11 protein-coding genes and 3 rRNA genes are annotated in these 18,621 nt (G+C 51.0%); 13 read left to right on the top strand and 1 reads right to left on the bottom strand.

Annotated features, from left to right (window positions below):
- Positions 1–284: 284 nt before the first annotated feature.
- The 9 genes from D570_RS0105375 (at position 285) to D570_RS0105330 (ending at position 11,887) form a co-directional block, all read left to right on the top strand.
- Positions 285–1,820, top strand: a 16S ribosomal RNA gene (locus D570_RS0105375).
- 406 nt (positions 1,821–2,226) lie between these two features.
- A 23S ribosomal RNA gene (locus tag D570_RS0105365) occupies positions 2,227–5,291 on the top strand.
- A 159-nt stretch (positions 5,292–5,450) separates the two neighbouring features.
- A 5S ribosomal RNA gene (rrf, locus tag D570_RS0105360) occupies positions 5,451–5,568 on the top strand.
- Together the 16S, 23S and 5S rRNA genes form the textbook arrangement of a ribosomal RNA operon.
- A 230-nt stretch (positions 5,569–5,798) precedes the next feature.
- Positions 5,799–6,530, top strand: a complete 732-nt coding sequence (locus D570_RS0105355; protein ID WP_018143372.1) for an MIP/aquaporin family protein — start codon at positions 5,799–5,801, stop codon at positions 6,528–6,530.
- Positions 6,531–6,620: 90 nt separating this feature from the next.
- Complete coding sequence (locus D570_RS0105350; RefSeq protein WP_018143371.1) at positions 6,621–7,385, top strand: YggS family pyridoxal phosphate-dependent enzyme; 765 nt, start codon at positions 6,621–6,623, stop codon at positions 7,383–7,385.
- Between the two features lie 66 nt (positions 7,386–7,451).
- Positions 7,452–8,267 carry a fumarylacetoacetate hydrolase family protein gene (locus D570_RS0105345; protein WP_018143370.1) on the top strand — a complete coding sequence of 272 codons (816 nt, stop codon included), beginning with the start codon at positions 7,452–7,454 and terminating at the stop codon, positions 8,265–8,267.
- Between the two features lie 37 nt (positions 8,268–8,304).
- Positions 8,305–9,594 (top strand): homoserine dehydrogenase, encoded by a 1,290-nt coding sequence (locus D570_RS0105340; protein ID WP_018143369.1) that lies wholly within the window; start codon positions 8,305–8,307, stop codon positions 9,592–9,594.
- Position 9,595: 1 nt separating this feature from the next.
- Positions 9,596–10,522, top strand: coding sequence for a homoserine kinase (gene thrB / locus D570_RS0105335; protein WP_018143368.1), 927 nt, complete (start codon positions 9,596–9,598; stop codon positions 10,520–10,522).
- 45 nt (positions 10,523–10,567) lie between these two features.
- A complete protein-coding gene (locus D570_RS0105330) occupies positions 10,568–11,887 on the top strand; it encodes a Maf family nucleotide pyrophosphatase (protein WP_018143367.1) in 1,320 nt (439 codons plus the stop codon).
- A gap of 80 nt (positions 11,888–11,967) precedes the next feature.
- On the opposite strand, the gene D570_RS0105325 is transcribed toward D570_RS0105330, so the two are convergent.
- Complete coding sequence (locus D570_RS0105325) at positions 11,968–12,906, bottom strand: AEC family transporter (protein WP_018143366.1); 939 nt, start codon at positions 12,904–12,906, stop codon at positions 11,968–11,970.
- Between the two features lie 57 nt (positions 12,907–12,963).
- On the opposite strand from D570_RS0105325, the gene dapE reads away from it, so the two are divergent.
- From dapE to rpmA, 4 genes are all read left to right on the top strand, one after another.
- Positions 12,964–14,184 carry a succinyl-diaminopimelate desuccinylase gene (dapE, locus tag D570_RS0105320; protein WP_018143365.1) on the top strand — a complete coding sequence of 407 codons (1,221 nt, stop codon included), beginning with the start codon at positions 12,964–12,966 and terminating at the stop codon, positions 14,182–14,184.
- Between the two features lie 195 nt (positions 14,185–14,379).
- A complete protein-coding gene (locus tag D570_RS0105315) occupies positions 14,380–17,691 on the top strand; it encodes an Rne/Rng family ribonuclease (RefSeq protein ID WP_018143364.1) in 3,312 nt (1,103 codons plus the stop codon).
- 284 nt (positions 17,692–17,975) lie between these two features.
- Entirely contained in the window at positions 17,976–18,284 is a 309-nt protein-coding gene (rplU, locus tag D570_RS0105310) for a 50S ribosomal protein L21 (protein ID WP_018143363.1), read from the top strand.
- Between the two features lie 41 nt (positions 18,285–18,325).
- Entirely contained in the window at positions 18,326–18,577 is a 252-nt protein-coding gene (gene rpmA / locus D570_RS0105305; RefSeq protein WP_018143362.1) for a 50S ribosomal protein L27, read from the top strand.
- The last annotated feature ends 44 nt before the right edge of the window (positions 18,578–18,621 follow it).

Here is an 18,621-nt window from a genome sequence, read left to right as displayed (position 1 = left end):
GGGTTGTGGTTTGGTGTATTGTTTTTATTCGCTGCCTGATGCGGTGTGATTGCTTGGTTTGTGAGTGGTTGTGCTGGTTTGTGTTGTGGTGGTTTGAGAACTCAAGAGCGTGTTTTGTACTACTTTTTATTGTTTTGATAATGCCAGTGATGCTCGCCTGAATATTGTTTTGTGTTTGGGTACTGTGATGGTTTGATGAGTGTCTTTTTTTGTGCGTTGAAACTTTTTGTTTTTTCGTTGATTTTATTTTTGTGAGTCATTTTTGATGGCCTTTTTGCAAGTTTTTTGTGGAGGGTTTGATTCTGGCTCAGGACGAACGCTGGCGGCGTGCTTAACACATGCAAGTCGAACGGGATCTGGCTCAAGCTTGCTTGGGTTGGTGAGAGTGGCGAACGGGTGAGTAACGCGTGATCAACCTGCCGTGTAGTGGGGAATAGCTCCTGGAAACGGGTGGTAATGCCCTATGGTCCGCATCATCGCATGGTGGTGTGGGAAAGTGATTGAGTGCTATACGATGGGATCGCGTCCTATCAGCTTGTTGGTGGGGTAGTGGCCTACCAAGGCTTCGACGGGTAGCCGGCCTGAGAGGGCGACCGGCCACATTGGGACTGAGATACGGCCCAGACTCCTACGGGAGGCAGCAGTGGGGAATATTGCACAATGGGGGGAACCCTGATGCAGCGACGCCGCGTGCGGGATGACGGCCTTCGGGTTGTAAACCGCTTTTAATTGGGAGCAAGCAGTTTTACTGTGAGTGTACTTTTTGAATAAGCACCGGCTAACTACGTGCCAGCAGCCGCGGTAATACGTAGGGTGCAAGCGTTGTCCGGAATTATTGGGCGTAAAGAGCTCGTAGGCGGTTTGTCGCGTCTGGTGTGAAAGTCCATCGCTTAACGGTGGATTTGCGCTGGGTACGGGCAGGCTAGAGTGTAGTAGGGGAGACTGGAATTCCCGGTGTAACGGTGGAATGTGTAGATATCGGGAAGAACACCAATGGCGAAGGCAGGTCTCTGGGCTATGACTGACGCTGAGGAGCGAAAGCGTGGGGAGCGAACAGGATTAGATACCCTGGTAGTCCACGCCGTAAACGGTGGATGCTGGATGTGGGGCCCTTTCCACGGGTTCTGTGTCGGAGCTAACGCGTTAAGCATCCCGCCTGGGGAGTACGGCCGCAAGGCTAAAACTCAAAGAAATTGACGGGGGCCCGCACAAGCGGCGGAGCATGCGGATTAATTCGATGCAACGCGAAGAACCTTACCAAGACTTGACATGTTAACGATTGCCTCAGAGATGGGGTTTCTCTTCGGAGCGTTTTCACAGGTGGTGCATGGTCGTCGTCAGCTCGTGTCGTGAGATGTTGGGTTAAGTCCCGCAACGAGCGCAACCCTTGTCTTGTGTTGCCAGCACGTTATGGTGGGAACTCACAAGAGACCGCCGGGGTTAACTCGGAGGAAGGTGGGGATGACGTCAGATCATCATGCCCCTTACGTCTTGGGCTTCACGCATGCTACAATGGCCGGTACAGCGAGGTGCGATAGGGTGACCTGGAGCGGATCTCTGAAAACCGGTCTCAGTTCGGATCGGAGCCTGCAACTCGGCTCCGTGAAGGTGGAGTCGCTAGTAATCGCAGATCAGCAACGCTGCGGTGAATGCGTTCCCGGGCCTTGTACACACCGCCCGTCAAGTCATGAAAGTGGGCAACACCCGAAGCCGGTGGCCTAACAGTTTTTCTGGGGGAGCCGTCTAAGGTGAGGTTCGCGATTGGGACTAAGTCGTAACAAGGTAGCCGTACCGGAAGGTGCGGCTGGATCACCTCCTTTCTACGGAGATTTTGAGAACCCATTGTTATGGGTTGTTTTTGTGGCACAACATATTTTTTTTCTTGCACTGTTGTGGTGTGGGGTGTTGTGTTCTGGTGTGGAATGTTATTGAAACATTGTAGTGTGGAATATGCTTTTGGGTTTCCGGATTGCGACAGCAGTCTTGGTAGCTTCCCCATGTGATTGCATGCTGGATGGTTTGTTTGGTGTGTGGTTGTGTGTGGGTTTGTGGTTTGAGAACTGGATAGTGGACGCGAGCAAACAAGTTTTATTTTTTTGCTTGTTTGTTGTAATTGAATCGAACTCTGAGAATTTTTATTTTTTTGAGTTGTGGTTCGATCGTTTTGTGATCATTTTAGTGTGATGATTTGTTGTCTAGGAATTGTATTCGGTAGTGTTTAATGGTGTTTTTACTGTTAAGGGCTTAGGGTGGATGCCTTGGCACATGGGAGCGATGAAAGACGTGGGAGGCTGCGATAAGCCTTGGGGAGCTGTCAACCGAGCTGTGATCCGAGGATGTCTGAATGAGGAAACTCATCAAGTATGAATGCTTGATACCCATTTTTTGTGGGGGCGTACGTAGGGAAGTGAAACATCTCAGTACCTACAGGAAGAGATATTCCGTGAGTAGTGGCGAGCGAAAGCGGAGGAGACTAAACCATTTGCGTGTGATACTTGTCAGGGGTTGCGTGAGTGGTGTTGTGGGATGCTTTGTACTGGTTCTGACAGGCTGGTGGTGAGTGATAAAATGGCGTGTGAGCTGAACAGGATTGAATGCCTGGCTGGAGAGGGTGATGGCCCCGTAGGTGGTAGCGCGTTGTCTTGCTATGAGTTGTCCCGAGTAGCACGATACTCGAGGAATTTCGTGTGAATCTGCCCAGACCGTTGGGTAAGTCTAAATATATCCATGTGACCGATAGTGAACGAGTACCGTGAGGGAAAGGTGAAAAGTAGTCCGGGAGGACAGTGAAATAGTTTCTGAAACCGTGAGCTTACAATCCGTCGGAGCCTTGAGGGGTGACGGCGTGCCTATCGAAAAATGAGTCTGCGAGTTAGTGGTATGTAGCGAGGTTAACCCGTGTGGGGGATCCGTAGCGAAAGCGAGTTTTAAAAGGCGTTTGAGTTGCATGCCCTAGACCCGAAGCGGGATGATCTATCCTTGAGCAGGTTGAAGCAGGGGTAAGACTTTGTGGAGGACCGAACGCACCTAGGTTGAAAACTGGGGCGATGACTTGTGGATAGGGGTGAAAGGCCAATCAAATTCCGTGATAGCTGGTTCTCTCCGAAATGCATTTAGGTGCAGCGTTAGATTAGTTTCCAGGGGGTAGAGCTACTGGATGCTTGCGGGCCCGTATAGGGTACCAATAGCAGCCAAACTCCGAATACCTGTGAAGTGGTGTCTAGCAGTGAGTCAGCGGGGGATAAGCTTCGTTGTCGAAAGGGAAACAGCCCAGATCGTCGTCTAAGGTCCCTAAGCGTGTGCTAAGTGGGAAAGGATGTGGAGTCGCATAGACAGCCAGGAGGTTGGCTTAGAAGCAGCCATCCTTGAAAGAGTGCGTAACAGCTCACTGGTCTAGTGGTTCCGCGCCGACAATGTAGCGGGGCTCAAGCACACCACCGAAGACGCGGCAATCAGTCTTTAGGGCTGGTTGGGTAGGAGAGCGTTCCATACTGGGGTGAAGCAGGAGTGGAAACTTTTGTGGACTGTATGGAAGTGAGAATGCAGACATGAGTAACGAAAGACGGGTTAAAATCCCGTCCGCTGGATGACTAAGGGTTCCAGGGCCACGTTCATCGTCCCTGGGTGAGTCGGGTCCTAAGGCGAGGCCGACAGGCGTAGTCGATTGGGTGAAGGAGTTGATATTCTCCTACCAGTGTATACTCGTCAAATCCGAGGCTTACTATACTAACCTCTGATGTTTATGATCCATGCTTTCGGGTGTGGTGAGTTTTCATGATTGGGATCTTGGTTTGTAGTAGGACAGCACAGGAGTGACGCATCGTGATAGCCGACATGTCAGGTGGTTTTGGCATGGTAAGCACGCAGCCTGTTTGATAGGTAAATCCGTTGAACGTGTGGGTGAGGTGTGATGCGCATCATCGTTGGGTGGTGTTTTGGTGTGTCTTGGTGTCAAGAAAAACTTCGGTGTGAGAGTGTATACTGCCCGTACCCTAAACCGACACAGGTGGTCAGGTAGAGTATACCAAAGCGATCGAGCGAATCCTGGTCAAGGAACTCGGCAAATTACTCCCGTGCCTTCGGTATAAGGGAGACCCTTGATGGTGAAACTCTTTGCGGGTGGAGCTTTTGGGGGTGGCACAGACCAGGGGGTAGCGACTGTTTACCAAAAACACAGGTGCATGCGAAGACGTAAGTCGCTGTATATGCACTGACGCCTGCCCGGTGCCGGAAGGTTAAGAGGATCCATTAACAGTAATGTGACGTGGTGAATTTAAGCCCCGGTAAACGGCGGTGGTAACTATAACCATCCTAAGGTAGCGAAATTCCTTGTCGGGTAAGTTCCGACCTGCACGAATGGCGTAACGACTTCCCCACTGTCTCGACCAGGAGCTCGGTGAAATTGCAGTACGAGTAAAGATGCTCGTTAAGCGCAGAAGGACGAAAAGACCCCGGGACCTTTACTATACCTTGGTATTGGCATTCGGTGTGGATTGTGTAGCATAGGCGGGAGACTTGGAAGCATGGGCGCTAGCTTGTGTGGAGTCGGCAAGTGAAATACCGTTCTGTTTATATTGGATGTCTAACCTCGACTAGTTATCCTAGTCAGGGACAGTGCCTGGCGGGTAGTTTAACTGGGGCGGTTGCCTCCTAAAGAGTAACGGAGGCGCTCAAAGGTTCCCTCAGCCCGGTTGGTAATCGGGTGTTGAGTGTAATTGCACAAGGGAGCTTGACTGTGAGACTGACGGGTCGAGCAGGGACGAAAGTCGGAAATAGTGATCCGGTGCCGGCGTACGGACGCGGCATCGCTCAACGGATAAAAGGTACCCCGGGGATAACAGGCTGATCATTCCCAAGAGTCCATATCGACGGGATGGTTTGGCACCTCGATGTCGGCTCGTCGCATCCTGGGGCTGGAGCAGGTCCCAAGGGTTCGGCTGTTCGCCGATTAAAGCGGCACGCGAGCTGGGTTCAGAACGTCGTGAGACAGTTTGGTCTCTATCCTCTGCGCTCGTTGGAATTTTGAGGAGTCCTGCCCATAGTACGAGAGGACCTGGGTGGACGAACCTCTGGTATGCCAGTTGTCACGCCAGTGGCATGGCTGGTTAGCTACGTTCGGAAGAGATAACCGCTGAAAGCATCTAAGCGGGAAGCTCTCTCCAAGATGAGAATTCCTGACACTCCTTTGGGGGTGTGTGAGACTCCTTAGAGATGATGAGGTTGATAGGCCGGGTGTGGAAGCATGGTAACGTGTGGAGCTGACCGGTACTAATAGTCGAAGGTAATCACACTCTTATTGAACACTCCTTATGCGAATACGATTAATACTCAACAAGGAGCATTATATGAGAACACGAAACGTGTCGCGTCTACTAGCCGGTCCCCGAACCACAAACACGAAACAAATGATACATGAGCCCATTATTGATGGGGTTGATAATTGAAGATTTTGCGGTGGTCATGGCCTAGGGGAAACGCCCAGTATCCTTTTCGAACCTGGTAGCTAAGACCTAGTACGGTGATGGTACTGCACTCGATAGGGTGTGGGAGAGTAACAAACCGCCGCAATCACACGTATGATGAGGGGTGACACCAACACGGTGCCACCCCTCACTTCACATATTGGGGACAAAATACTAAACACCCCCCACCACACACACCAAAAATGCACTACTTCTACTTTATTTAAAAGCCTTCAAGCTTCCCTAATTATCCTAAACACGCCGATGGAATATCACACTTTCCCTATAGAATTGGAAAGGTTTTCTATTAGTGAAAAGAGATTAGGAGAGTATCTCATGGATTTTCCATTGTGGACTCAATTGCTTGCTGAATTCTTCGGCACAGCAATTCTGATGTTATTCGGCAATGGTGCTGTGGCCAACCACCTTCTCAAGGGGTCTAAGGGACACAATGCTGGTTGGATTAACATCGCAATGGGTTACGGTCTTGGCGTGATGATTCCAGTAGCCATGTTTGGTTATGTTTCTGGTGCACACATCAACCCAGCTATGACCATTGGCCAAGCTGTAAACGGCATGATTGGCTGGAATAAGGCAGCCTTGTACATCATCGTTCAGCTTGCAGGTGCCTTCGTAGGCCAGCTGATCGTATGGCTCATGTACAAGCCATTCTATGATGACACCGATAATGCAGAAGAAATCTTTGCCACTTTTGCTACAGATGATGCGGCAAACGATAAGTTCAACTACTTCATCAATGAGTTCGTGGGCACGTTGATTCTGTGCTTCGGCGCGTTGACTATTTTGAGCCTTGACTGGGGTCAGAAGAGCCCAATTGCAGCTTCTATCATCGTTGGCTTCATCGTATGGGGCTTGGTCACCTCTATGGGTGGTGCCACAGGTCCAGCTTTGAACCCAGCACGTGATTTGATGCCACGTTTGGCTCACCAGCTGCTTCCTATTGAGCACAAGGGCAGCTCCAAGTGGAATGAAGCATGGATTCCTGTTGTAGCCCCAATCTGCGGCGCTATTGTAGGTGTGCTTCTCGCTAATATCTTTATTGGCTAGTAAAAAAACACTATTCTTTCTAGGGTACGGATGGTTTCACATCCGTACCCTTTTTCTTTGTCTGTTAAGCAATCGCGTTATAGTGGCACTATGACTGCCTATATGGATCACAAAGATTTAAGTAATACCGTAATATCCGAAGAACGCCGCCAGCAGATTCGCCAAGGCGTGGAAAGCACCTTGGAGCGCATGTATGGCGCGATAGATAAAAGCGGGCGTTTACGCAGCGATGTAAGCCTACTGGCCGCTACGAAAACCCGTGATGTGGGCGAAATCGTCTCCGCTGTGGATAGTGGCATTCGATGTATTGGTGAGAACCGCCCTCAAGAAATCGTTGCAAAAGCAGAAGGATTGGAAACAGCCTTCGCAGAACGTGGATTATCCATTCCTTTTCATATGATTGGGCAACTGCAGTCCAATAAAATTAGCAAAATTGTGCCATATGTCTCCACAATTGAGTCTATAGATTCACTCAAACTAGCGGAACGCATTGCGCGCAGGTTGGAGGAGGGCCAGACCATTGGTGTGTTCCTTGAGGTGAACGAATCGGGAGAAGCGAGCAAATCCGGTTGCAAGCCGGAAGAGGCGTACGATTTAGCCCTGCGCATTGCGCAAATACCTCAGTTGAAACTGGAAGGTTTGATGACTATTGGCACGCATGTGGATGATGAAAAAACTGTCAGAGCCTGTTTTGCGCATTTACGAGGACTGCGAGAAGACCTTCAATCTGCGGGTCCGAAGGATTGTAAAGAACTCTCCATGGGCATGAGCTCGGATATGGAATGGGCTATTGCTGAAGGGTCTACGATTATTCGCATTGGCACAGCTATTTTTGGCGAAAGGGCTTTTATTTAGTGACAAGACTTTCGCAGGATGTGGACGATTGGCGAAGCGTTCGCGGGGGTTCTATATTCTTAAAGTATGAGAATTGCGCGTTTTAGTCATGATGACACAGTGTCCTACGCTTTTATCCAAAAAGATGAAGAAGACGGCAAAGATTATGCCGTGGAACTTTCGGGTTACCCATTATCCGGCAATCCGGTAACGCCTACGGGAAACCGGTTCGCCTTGGATGAGGATGGTATTCGATTGCTTGCGCCCGTTATTCCAAGCAAAATTTACGGATTGGCCAAAAACTATCAGGCGCATGCGCAATTTATGGGAGAAATCCATGGCATGCACGGCGTACAAGCACCTGAGGATATGGTAATTTTTTCTAAGCCATCGACAGCCGTTATTGGACCGGATGATCCTATTGTCTTCCCTAGCTTCAGCAAGGATATGAATTTTGAGCCAGAATTGGCTGTGGTTATCGGTCGTATAGCGAAAAATGTTTCCGAATCTGAAGCAATGAATTATGTGCTGGGCTTCACCTGCACCAATGATGTTACCTTGCGTGATTTGCAGGGCGACGATCCTACATGGACGCGTGCAAAGGGCTTCGATACCGCGTGCCCATTGGGTCCATGGGTTGAAACGGATCTCAATTATGCGGATGCAAAAATTAGTTTCACGTTAAACGGTGAGGATGTGCCTGCAGCCTCTGGCACCACCGCAAACCTGATTCACTCCATCGAATCACAAATTTCTTTTATTTCTAGTTTCGCCACACTTTTGCCGGGAGATGTGATTTTGACAGGCACCCCGGATGCCACAGGCAGCCTTAAGCCGGGCGATGAAGCCATCGTCCATGTAGAGGGCATCGGAAGTTTGCGCAACGTAGTAGTGAAGGCTTAAGCCCCCTAAAACACCGAGGACAAGGTTCAGGATAAACATGAGTGAGAAAACAATTAAAATCGCATTGCTGGGTGCAGGCACGGTGGGCTCTCAAACGGCTCGCCTCATCGTCGAGCAGGCAGATGAGCTGGAAAGTCGTGTGGGGGCTCGCATTGAGCTGGTAGGCGTGGCCGTGCTCGATCCTAGTGAGGTGAATGATCCATGGATTGATAAGAGTTTGCTGACCACGGATACCTTGGGCTTAACAACGCGCGCCGATGTGGTTGTAGAACTCATCGGGGGCATTGAGCCTGCTCGTACCTTCGTGCTCAGTGCACTCAACCATGGAGCTAGCGTTGTCACCGCAAATAAGGCACTGCTTGCCCAACACGGTCCTGAACTGTATGAGGCGGCACACAAGAATGGTGTAGACATTTATTTTGAAGCCGCTGTTGGTGGCGCAATTCCTATTGTGCGTCCGTTGAGAGAATCCATGGTGGGCGACAAGATTAACCGCATTATGGGTATTGTCAACGGCACCACGAATTATATTTTGGATGAAATGACTACCAAGGGTCTGCCATTTGACACCGTGCTTAAGGACGCCCAGGCGAAAGGCTTCGCAGAAGCAGATCCTACTGCCGATATCGGTGGCTTTGATGCCGCCGCTAAGGCAGCAATTATGTGCGTGCTTGCCTTCCACCGCGATGTGCGTTTAGACGACGTGTATGTCGAAGGCATCGAGCACATCACAGAATCCGATATTGCCGCAGCTCGTGCCATGAATCGCGTCATCAAGCTGCTCGCTGTCGTCTCCGAAAATGAAGAAGGCATTAGCGCAGGCGTATATCCTGTGATGCTGCCTGCGAATCACCAGCTTGCCAAGGTCTCCGGCAGCTTTAATGCTGTATTTGTGGAGGGTGAGGCATCGGATGATTTGATGTTCTATGGTCGTGGTGCTGGCGGAGCACCGACGGCTTCTGCAGTGGCCGGAGATATCGTTACCGTGGCTCGTCACCGTGTCTCAGGATCCACTGGTCCTCAAATTCCTTTGTACTCGGATGTGCCTATCGTGGATGCGGCTAATTCTCAATCCTCGTATATGGTGCGCTTGAGTGCGTCGGACAACATCGGTGTGCTGGCTCGTATTTCACAGATTTTCGCCGCACATGATGTTTCTATTCGCGCCGTACAGCAGCGCCCTGAGGAAGACGAAAACGGCAATCACGAATTATGGCTCACCACCCATATCGTAGAAGATCGCGTCATCCGCGAAATCGTCAGCGAAATGGACCAAGACCGCTCCATAGGAACGGTCTTGTCTGTGATGCGAGTATTCGAGGATTAACATGGTATTTGTTGCAACACAGGTGCGTGTGGATGTGCCAGCAACCAGTGCGAATTTAGGGCCGGGATTCGATACCTGCGGTCTGGCTTTAGGCTTCTATGACACAATACGTGTGGAGGCTTTGCCCTCTGATGCCATTATGATGGACATCCACGGTGAAGGTAAGGATACCTTGCCGCGCAATGAAAAGCACCTCATCGTGAAGGCCTTGCGCACTGCCGCAGAAGAGTTTGACTTGCCGGAATTTGGCTTGAATATGACGGCATTTAATCGCATTCCTCAATCCAGAGGTATGGGCTCTTCAGCCAGCGCCATCGTAGCGGGCGTAAGTGCGGCGGCCGGATTTGCCGGCCTGGATGTGAAATCCTCAGAAGTGCGCGATGCGATTTTCAACATTGCTGCCCACCTCGAGGGACATCCCGACAATGTGGCTCCTGCCGTATACGGCGGCATGACCGTATCGTGGAAAAGGAATGACGAATTCTTCACGACACAATACTCGGTAGCGCCTACGGTCAATGCTTGGATATTTGTGCCGGATTTTGAATTATCTACCGAAGAAGCTCGCCGCGCTTTACCAGCCTCTGTACCCTTCGGGGATGCCTTAATGAATGTTTCTCGCGTGGCGCTGTTACCTGCCGCATTATCGCGTGGCGATAATGCCTTACTGTTTGACGCAACCGAAGATACACTGCATCAGCCATATCGTGCTGCGCTCATGCAACAGTCCGCAGACCTCGTGCAATTCCTCCGGTCTCACGGCTACGCATCCACAATTTCCGGCGCAGGCCCATGCGTGCTGGTACTACACGATGGTGATAGCACGGATGCGTTGAGGAATATCACCGCCCAATTCTTAGACATGGGACATTGGACCATGCATCATCTCGCGGTGGATCGTCAAGGCGTACAAGTTAGCGTAGAATAAGAGTTTCACACGTGACTTCACGTGGATGAGAGAAATCAGGGGACAATGACAATTCCAGTAGTTCTTGCGTCGAAATCAATTTCTCGCGCTCGCTTACTCGTTCAAGCGGGAATTCAACCAACAATTCGCGTATCCCATGTGGACGAACCTGCCGTGCTCGCACAGCTGGCAAAGGAACGGGGCGTCCAGGTGGAGGAGCTGTCTGTCGAGGAGCGTGTGATAAATCTGGCACGTGCAAAGGCAAAGAAGGTGGCGGATGATTACACGCAGACATGGAAAACCATGCAAGAGGCTACGGGAGATCTCAATATTTCTCGTCCGTTAGAGCAAGGTCAGGGCAGCATTGCGGAGCGCACGTCCTTGAAGGAGTACGTGGACGGTCATTTAGGACTTTCTGGCTTAGTCCACGGTCCCGTGGTTGTGGGCTGTGATTCCTTGTTTACCTTGGGCGATGAAATTTTCGGCAAACCACATACCGTCTCCGTAGCGCGCAACCGTTTGCGGCAGATGCGCGGTAATACGGGAACCTTGTGGACCGGTCATGTGGTTATCGATTTATCCACAGGCGATATTGCTCAGTCTATTAGTCACGCACAGGTGAGTTTTGGCAACTTTAGCGATGACGATTTGGAGCGCTATCTCGAATCCGGTGAGCCGTTGGAGGTGGCCGGCTCCTTCACCTTGGAAGGTTTGGGATCTGCGTATATCGATTCCATTCAAGGTGATCCGAGTGGCGTGATGGGCCTAAGCCTGCCAACGCTGCGCGCTTTGGTGGAAGAATTAGGCATCAGCTGGCCTAACTTGTGGGACCAAGTGCGCGTACCGGAGATCCCATACAACGAAAAAGATATCCAAACGCCACGTACGAATATCAGCCAGCCTGGTGACGGCTGGATTGATTGTGCTTGCGGTCATCGCCACTGGGGACTAAACAGCGCAGCAGGTATCCTCGTTGCTCGTCGCGATGACGATGGCGAAATTTCTCATATCGCCATGCAGCATCGTGCAAAGTGGAGCGCAGAAGGCGGCACATGGGGCATTCCGGGTGGCGCCATTGCAACCGGAGAAAACTTCCTCGAAGGCGCACTGCGCGAATCCGCAGAAGAGGCGAATATCCATCCAGACGATATTGCAGTCGTTGGTGCATATTGCGAAGACCACGGTCCATGGAGTTATACCACCGTATTTGCGTTCGAAAAACCGGGCCACATGGTGGAACCTCATGCCACGGACGATGAGAGCGAAGATGTGCGATGGATAGCCGTAGAAGACTTAGATAATTTGAAGCTACTGTCGTACTTTAAGAATGACCTGCCAAACTTCTTGCAGCGATTGAATGTGATTGCTCGCGAGTATCGCATTTAAGAAAGCTATTCTTCGGTATAAACACATTGGGGAGGATGAAGTTCTCAGTCTTCATCCTCCCCAATACGTTGTATGTGCGGTTAAGAAAAAAGCAAAGCAATAATCGAAATAATAATCGGCGATGTCAGCGTACTAAACAAGGTGCCATCCCTCGCAAAACTCATACCCACATCGTAACGAGCGGCATAATTATACACATTTTGTCCCGTAGGCAAAGCGGCCAAAACTACGCAACCATACAACACCGCCCCTCTGAAACCCATGGTGTAGGCCAAAGCGAAAGCGATAAGAGGCATCACGATATTTTTCAGTACTGTGACTGTGGCAATTGCTGGAATATTCGCACCCTTTTGCAACGGCTTCGTGCCATACAAACTCATACCAAAAGCCATGAGAATCAAAGGCACAGCCGAGTTGCCAATCATCTGGATAGGATCAAAAATCCATTGAGGCACTACAAAATAGCCCGCTACAGAAGACAGCCAGGAGATGAGAATGCCCGTCAACGATCCGACGAGCAAAGGCTGGTGCAGAGGTTGCAAAGCCACGCGCTTCAAGGAAAACTTCCCACTAGTTTGTAAATCCAGCACGGTCAGCGCAATAGGCGTAAACACGGCCTGCTGCATGACGAGAATCGGAGCCACCAATGCCGGATTGCCGATAATATATGTAGCCACCGGAAGGCCAATATTATTAGAATTCAGATACAAACTATTGAGCACACCAATCGTCGTTTGTGCCGCAGAAAGCTTAAAAAATAACGCATTCAACAGGATAAAAATCAGACCCACGGCAGCAGCGGAGAAAAATGCAACCACAATAGTCGAATCAAAAATTTCACTCAAATTTTCTTGGGACAAGATCGCAAACATCAGGCAGGGACTGGAGACGAAAAAGCTGATGCGATTGAGAACATACTGTGCTTGAGATCCGCCGATTTTCATACGCGCAGCCACATATCCTGTGCCGATCACGATACCGATAACAGCAAAACCTTGTAAAGCACTTAATAATCCCATACTCACATACTGCCACTTGGCATACTCTAAAGGTGATGCATCGTCTACGATATGAGTATGACAAAAGAATTGGGAAAAAGCGTCACAGACATATTCACCACCATCATGAATGTGTACTCCGTATCGGACGATGAAAGCGCGCTCGCCGACATGGTGGAAGATTTTCTGAAGGAATGCGCACACTTGGACGTGCATCGTCACGGGGATACCGTGATAGCATCGACGAATTTCCGCAAAGAGCAACGTGTGATCTTGGCAGGGCACATCGATGTGGTGCCAGTTATCGACAACTTCCCTGCGCGCATCATGCCGGCGCGTAGTACGGAAATTCGTGAGGATGTGGCGAGCGCCTATCCGGATAGTGACGTGATGTGGGGCCGCGGGGCTACGGATATGAAGGCAAGCGATGCGGCCTTCTTGTATCTTGCGCGCGACATCGATAGTGCCGAGAAAACCCAATGCGATATCACCTACGTCTTTTATGATCATGAGGAAGTGCAGGCGCAGAAAAATGGCTTAGGCAAAGTTATTGCGGCACATCCGGACTGGATAAGTGGCGATTTCGCCATTATCGGTGAGCCGACGAATGCGTTGATTGAAGGCGGCTGCAATGGTACGATGCGTTTTGACATTATTGTGCATGGTGTGGCGGCGCACTCGGCGCGCGCGTGGATGGGAGATAATGCCATCCATCACGCAGGGCGCATTTTGCAGATTCTCAGCGAGTATGAGGCTCAAACCATTGAAGTAGATGGGTTGGAATACCGCGAAGGTTTGAACGCTACTATGATCTCTGGTGGGGAGGGGACGAATATCATCCCTCAAGAATGCCGCATTCATGTGAATTATCGTTTTGCCCCGGATAAAAGCATTGAAGAAGCTAAAGCTCTGCTCATGGGCGAGGAATGCGCGCATAATATCGGCGTAGATACCGGCGTGCTCCATGCCGATGGCGGACTGTTTGCTGGATATGACATTGAGATGAAGGATGAATCCGCAGGTGCGCGACCAGGTTTGAATCATCCGCTAGTGCAATCCTTGGTCAATCTTGTGCAGGAACACAGCGGGCAGGGTGCGAGAGCAAAATTTGGGTGGACAGATGTAGCGCGTTTTAGCGCACGACACATTCCCGCCGTGAATCTTGGAGCCGGAGACCCGTTACTCGCGCATAAAAGCGATGAACAGATTGCTATGGACGCCATAGACGAGTATACGAGCATTCTGAAAACTTGGTTAAGCTCGGCGAATGCGCGACAAAGCTCGGATGTGATAGACTAGAAAAGGTGACTCTGCGCAGTCGCCATACAACTATGCGTTGATCCCCTTGCCTAAAAAGGATAGATGACTTATACAGCGGCAAGCGACGGCGTCCGCATAGTACGAACAGACTTTTAAACCGTATACGGTGATTTTGAAAGATTCGCCGTATACATGACGTGCAAAGTGGGCGCAGCCGCTTGACTGGAGACATCAGTGTCTAACCGTATCAATCCGGAACCACCGGTTCTCGGACGTAGAACAAATCAAAATTCCCGTCGCGTAGTGCGCGTAACTGGAGCAAAAGATTCTCAAGTTACAGAATTACCAACGCAAATAAAACGCGACCAACACAACGATATGTCTGCAAGCATGCAGGACGCGAACAATTCTCAGACTGGAACACAGCCAGTGGACTCCGCGCATCAGCAGAGCGAGTCCGTCAAACGCGAAATTGCGGAGGCAGCATCACAAGGAGAGACTACGCGCCGTCGCAGAAGGACGACGCGATCCCAAGCGGATAATGCACAAGACGAGCGCACTGCTCGCACGCATGTGCGTAACCCGCGTTCTGCGCAGTCTTCTACTCAGGCTCCTGAGCAGTCCTCTTCTGAGCAGTCCGCTTCTGTACAGTTAACAGACGATCAGAATCACGCAGAAACGGAACGCGGTGCAAAAAATTCACGCCAGCCTCGCAGCCGTGCATCCTACACGCGCAGTGCACAGGCAGAGCGCATAGCGGCTGAGCTCTTTGTAGATACGGGCATCGAAGTGCCGGAAGAAGCGGAAACAGAGACGCAATCTCAGCAGACTGAAGCAGAGACTCCACAGCGTCAGCATCAGTCGGCTCAAGATCACAGCGCTCAGCGCCTGCGTGCGCGCAATGCAAATTCTCGTGAAAACAGCACTCGAGATACTCAGGAAGACTCAGCACGCGGACGTCGCTACGAGAATCGCAGAGAGAGCCGCAATGAGCAAAAGGATAGTGAGCAGAGGAATAATGCTGATCAGCACAATGCTGAAAACAGCAATCACGAGACTATCGAAGACAATTCTCAGCAGCAGCGTTCCCATCGTGCCCGTGCTGCGGTCAGCCAAATGCTGGAATTCTCCTCCTCTGATACCACGCGGGAAACGCCTCATTATGCAGAAAACTTTGGAGCGCAATCGCGTCCAATGATGAGTTTGCTTTTCCAAGCTCCGGTTATCCCAGAAGCCTCGAATGCAAACGAGACTTCAGACGAGGCAACTGCGGAGGATTCCAAGCGCCGCAATCGTCGCAACCGTAAGGATAGGACTCAGAATTCGGATATTCTGGACAATATCAGCCACGCTTTGGACAAAACCGAGCGTTCGCGCCATGCAGATGACGATAATGCGGATGACGGTGCCGAGGATTTCGACAATTCCTCGCGGAAGAATTCTGATGCGCGCAGAAATAAAGACGAGTATGCGGAGAAGAGCTCTCGCCACGAGCGCCGCAGGAACCGTAAGAATCGCGGCGAAAACGAGCGCAATGACAATGCACACCGCGACCATGTCACAGAGCCTGAAGAATCGAGCGACGAATTCGCCTCTGAGTCAAAGTCACGCCGCTCGCGCAGACTGAACGCTCAGGAGCGCCGTGCAGCTGCAGAAGTGGAGCTCATTGAAAACGACTTAGAATTCGACGATATCGCATACGAGCCGATCGAATCCGATGAGGACGCCGAGGATTATGCGGCACAATCGCAGGACGATAAGCAAGATCGCCGCTCTCGCAATGCGCGAAATACGAATTTCAAGGATGACGAGGCCGAGGAAGAATTCACCACACGCCGTCGTCGCCGTCGCCGTGGTTCGAAAAACGCAGAAGACGATAATACCCAGTCTTCGCATAATGCTTCAGAAGAAACCCGTGTCCGCTCGCGCAAGCAGCAGTACATCGATGAAATTACGGATGTGGAAGGCTCTACGCGACTCGAGGCCAAGCGTCAGCGTCGCCGCGACAATCGTCGTGACCGCAATAGGCAAGCAGCGCTCATCACCGAGCAGGACTTCCTAGCCCGCCGCGAAGTCGTGAACCGCATCATGGTTGTGCGCGAGCGAGGCAAGCATACGCAGGTTTCCGTCATAGAGGATGACGTATTAGTAGAACATTATATTTCTGACATTGCAGACGTCTCAGCCGTAGGCAATATTTACCAGGGACGCGTGCAAAACGTGCTACCGAGCATGGAAGCCGCCTTCGTGGACATCGGCCAGGCGCGCAACGGCGTGCTGTATGCGGGTGAGGTGAACTGGGATACGACCCGCCTCGATGGGCAGCCTCGTCGTATGGAGCATGCGTTTAAGTCTGGCGATCCGGTGCTTGTGCAGGTGACGAAGGATCCTATCGGTCATAAGGGTGCGCGCTTGACGAGCCAGGTCACCCTCGCTGGTCGTTTCTTGGTGCTCGTACCATCTGGCGGTATGACAGGTGTCAGCCGTAAGTTACCAGAGCGTGAACGTGCGCGTTTGAAGTCCATCGTTTCTAAGATTGCTCCGCAAGAAGTAGGTGTGATTATCCGCACTGCTGCTGAGGGTGCATCAGAAGAAGCCATTATCAAAGATTTTGAGCATATTAAGAATCAGTGGGAGCATATTTCTAGCCGATTGGAAGAACTGAAGAATTCCAAGAAGCCTCACCTGTTGCAGGGCGAGCCGGATGTGGTTATCCGCGTAATCCGCGATATCTTTAATGACGACTTTAAGAAGCTGATAGTCGAGGGTGAAGGTGTATACAACCGCATCCATGAGTACATCGAATCTGCGGCGCCGGATCTGCTCGACCGTGTAGAACGATGGGATCCAGAAGAGCACCGCGGTAAGGATGTCTTCGACCGTTGGCAGATTGATAGCCAGCTGCGCAAGGGCATGGAACGCCAAGTGTACTTGCCATCGGGCGGTTCTTTGGTCATTGATCGTACGGAGGCTATGACAACCATCGACGTGAATACAGGCCGATTTATCGGTAAGGGCAAGTCGTTGGAAGAAACGGTGACGCGATGCAATCTGGAAGCGGCTGAGGAAGTTGTGCGACAGCTAAGATTGCGCGATATCGGCGGTATGGTCATGATTGACTTTGTCGATATGGTTATGCCTGCAAACCGTGATCTCGTCTTGCGCCGTCTGGTGGAATGCTTGTCACGTGATCGCACCAAGCATCAAGTGGCTGAAGTGACCTCGCTGGGTCTTGTGCAGATGACGCGTAAGCGTGTGGGCCAAGGATTGGTAGAAGCTTTCTCCGAGGAGTGCCCAACCTGCGCCGGCCGCGGATTCATCTTGCACGACGAGCCAACGGTTTCTGCGAAGTATGACGATCCATATGCAATGAAGGGCGGAGATCCATTCGTCAAGACCAATAAGCATACGCATGCTTCCAAGAATTACGAGGATAATTCCTCACGTGAGGAGCGCCAAGGCACAACGGAGGAAGTGAAGAACTCCATGGCGGCCATTGCAGCAGCAGGAGCGGGCATGGCGAATACTTCGAATGAAGAGGAATAGAAGAAGTTTATTCGGAGCACGGATAAGCTAGGCCGACCTGTCTCAGCACAATGTGCAGAATTCGCAAGGGAATACACAGTGCTGAGATAGGAGTCCTTCTGAAGTCCATCCGTGAGTGTAATGTAACAAGTCTTGTGTGTCGCACATAGGCGTGACAGATTTGACGTTTGTCAAGCAATGCGATACAGTAGTTAGTTGGTGTCTTCTGGAGGCCTTGGGTAAGTATGCTCAAGATAGAAACCAGAAGATCAAACGCAAAGCTTTTAAGAGGCAAAGGTAAGAACATGTACGCTATTGTGAAAGCCGGCGGCCACCAGGAAAAGGTCGAGGTAGGCGACGAATTTACCGTCAACCGTCTTGATGCAAAGAAGGGCGATACCGTAGAGTTCCCTGTTGCACTCGTAGTTGATGGCTCCAAGGTAACCCTCGCAGCTAAGGACTTGGCAAAGATTTCTGTGAAGGCAGAGGTTGTCGATGACGAGGCTAAGGGTCCAAAGATCAGCATCCAGAAGTTCAAGAACAAGACTGGTGTAGCACGCCGTAAGGGTCACCGCCAGAAGTTGACTGTTCTCAAGGTAACCTCCATCGCTTAGTGCGATTGAGAGCCGAGTAATTCTTTCGAAAGGAATATGTCATGGCACATAAGAAAGGTGCGGCAAGTACCCGCAACGGTCGCGACTCGAACGCTCAATATCTTGGCGTGAAGAAGTTCGGCGGCGAAGCAGTAGCTGCAGGCAACATCATCGTACGTCAGCGCGGCACTAAGTTCCATGCAGGCCAGAACGTGGGTCTGGGCAAGGATCACACCCTCTTTGCTCTCGCAAACGGTACCGTAAAGTTCGGTATCCGTCGCGATCGTAAGGTTGTAGACGTTATTTCCGAGTAAATTCGGGTAAAATTGAAGCCGCGCTAGTTTTAGCGCGGCTTTTT

This window comes from Alloscardovia criceti DSM 17774, from assembly GCF_000376885.1.
In the GTDB taxonomy this organism is placed as follows: Bacteria; Actinomycetota; Actinomycetes; order Actinomycetales; family Bifidobacteriaceae; genus Alloscardovia; species Alloscardovia criceti.
This window is presented reverse-complemented; position numbering and strand designations above follow the sequence as displayed.

Bases quoted from the DNA above. Each gene is read 5' to 3' on its own strand.
- rpmA (WP_018143362.1), top strand. From the start codon at position 18,326: ATGGCACATAAGAAAGGTGCGGCAAGTACCCGCAACGGTCGCGACTCG.
- D570_RS0105350 (WP_018143371.1), top strand. From the start codon at position 6,621: ATGACTGCCTATATGGATCACAAAGATTTAAGTAATACCGTAATATCC.
- dapE (WP_018143365.1), top strand. From the start codon at position 12,964: ATGACAAAAGAATTGGGAAAAAGCGTCACAGACATATTCACCACCATC.
- D570_RS0105345 (WP_018143370.1), top strand. From the start codon at position 7,452: ATGAGAATTGCGCGTTTTAGTCATGATGACACAGTGTCCTACGCTTTT.
- D570_RS0105330 (WP_018143367.1), top strand. From the start codon at position 10,568: ATGACAATTCCAGTAGTTCTTGCGTCGAAATCAATTTCTCGCGCTCGC.
- D570_RS0105325 (WP_018143366.1), bottom strand. From the start codon at position 12,906: ATGGGATTATTAAGTGCTTTACAAGGTTTTGCTGTTATCGGTATCGTG.
- D570_RS0105340 (WP_018143369.1), top strand. From the start codon at position 8,305: ATGAGTGAGAAAACAATTAAAATCGCATTGCTGGGTGCAGGCACGGTG.
- rplU (WP_018143363.1), top strand. From the start codon at position 17,976: ATGTACGCTATTGTGAAAGCCGGCGGCCACCAGGAAAAGGTCGAGGTA.
- thrB (WP_018143368.1), top strand. From the start codon at position 9,596: ATGGTATTTGTTGCAACACAGGTGCGTGTGGATGTGCCAGCAACCAGT.
- D570_RS0105355 (WP_018143372.1), top strand. From the start codon at position 5,799: ATGGATTTTCCATTGTGGACTCAATTGCTTGCTGAATTCTTCGGCACA.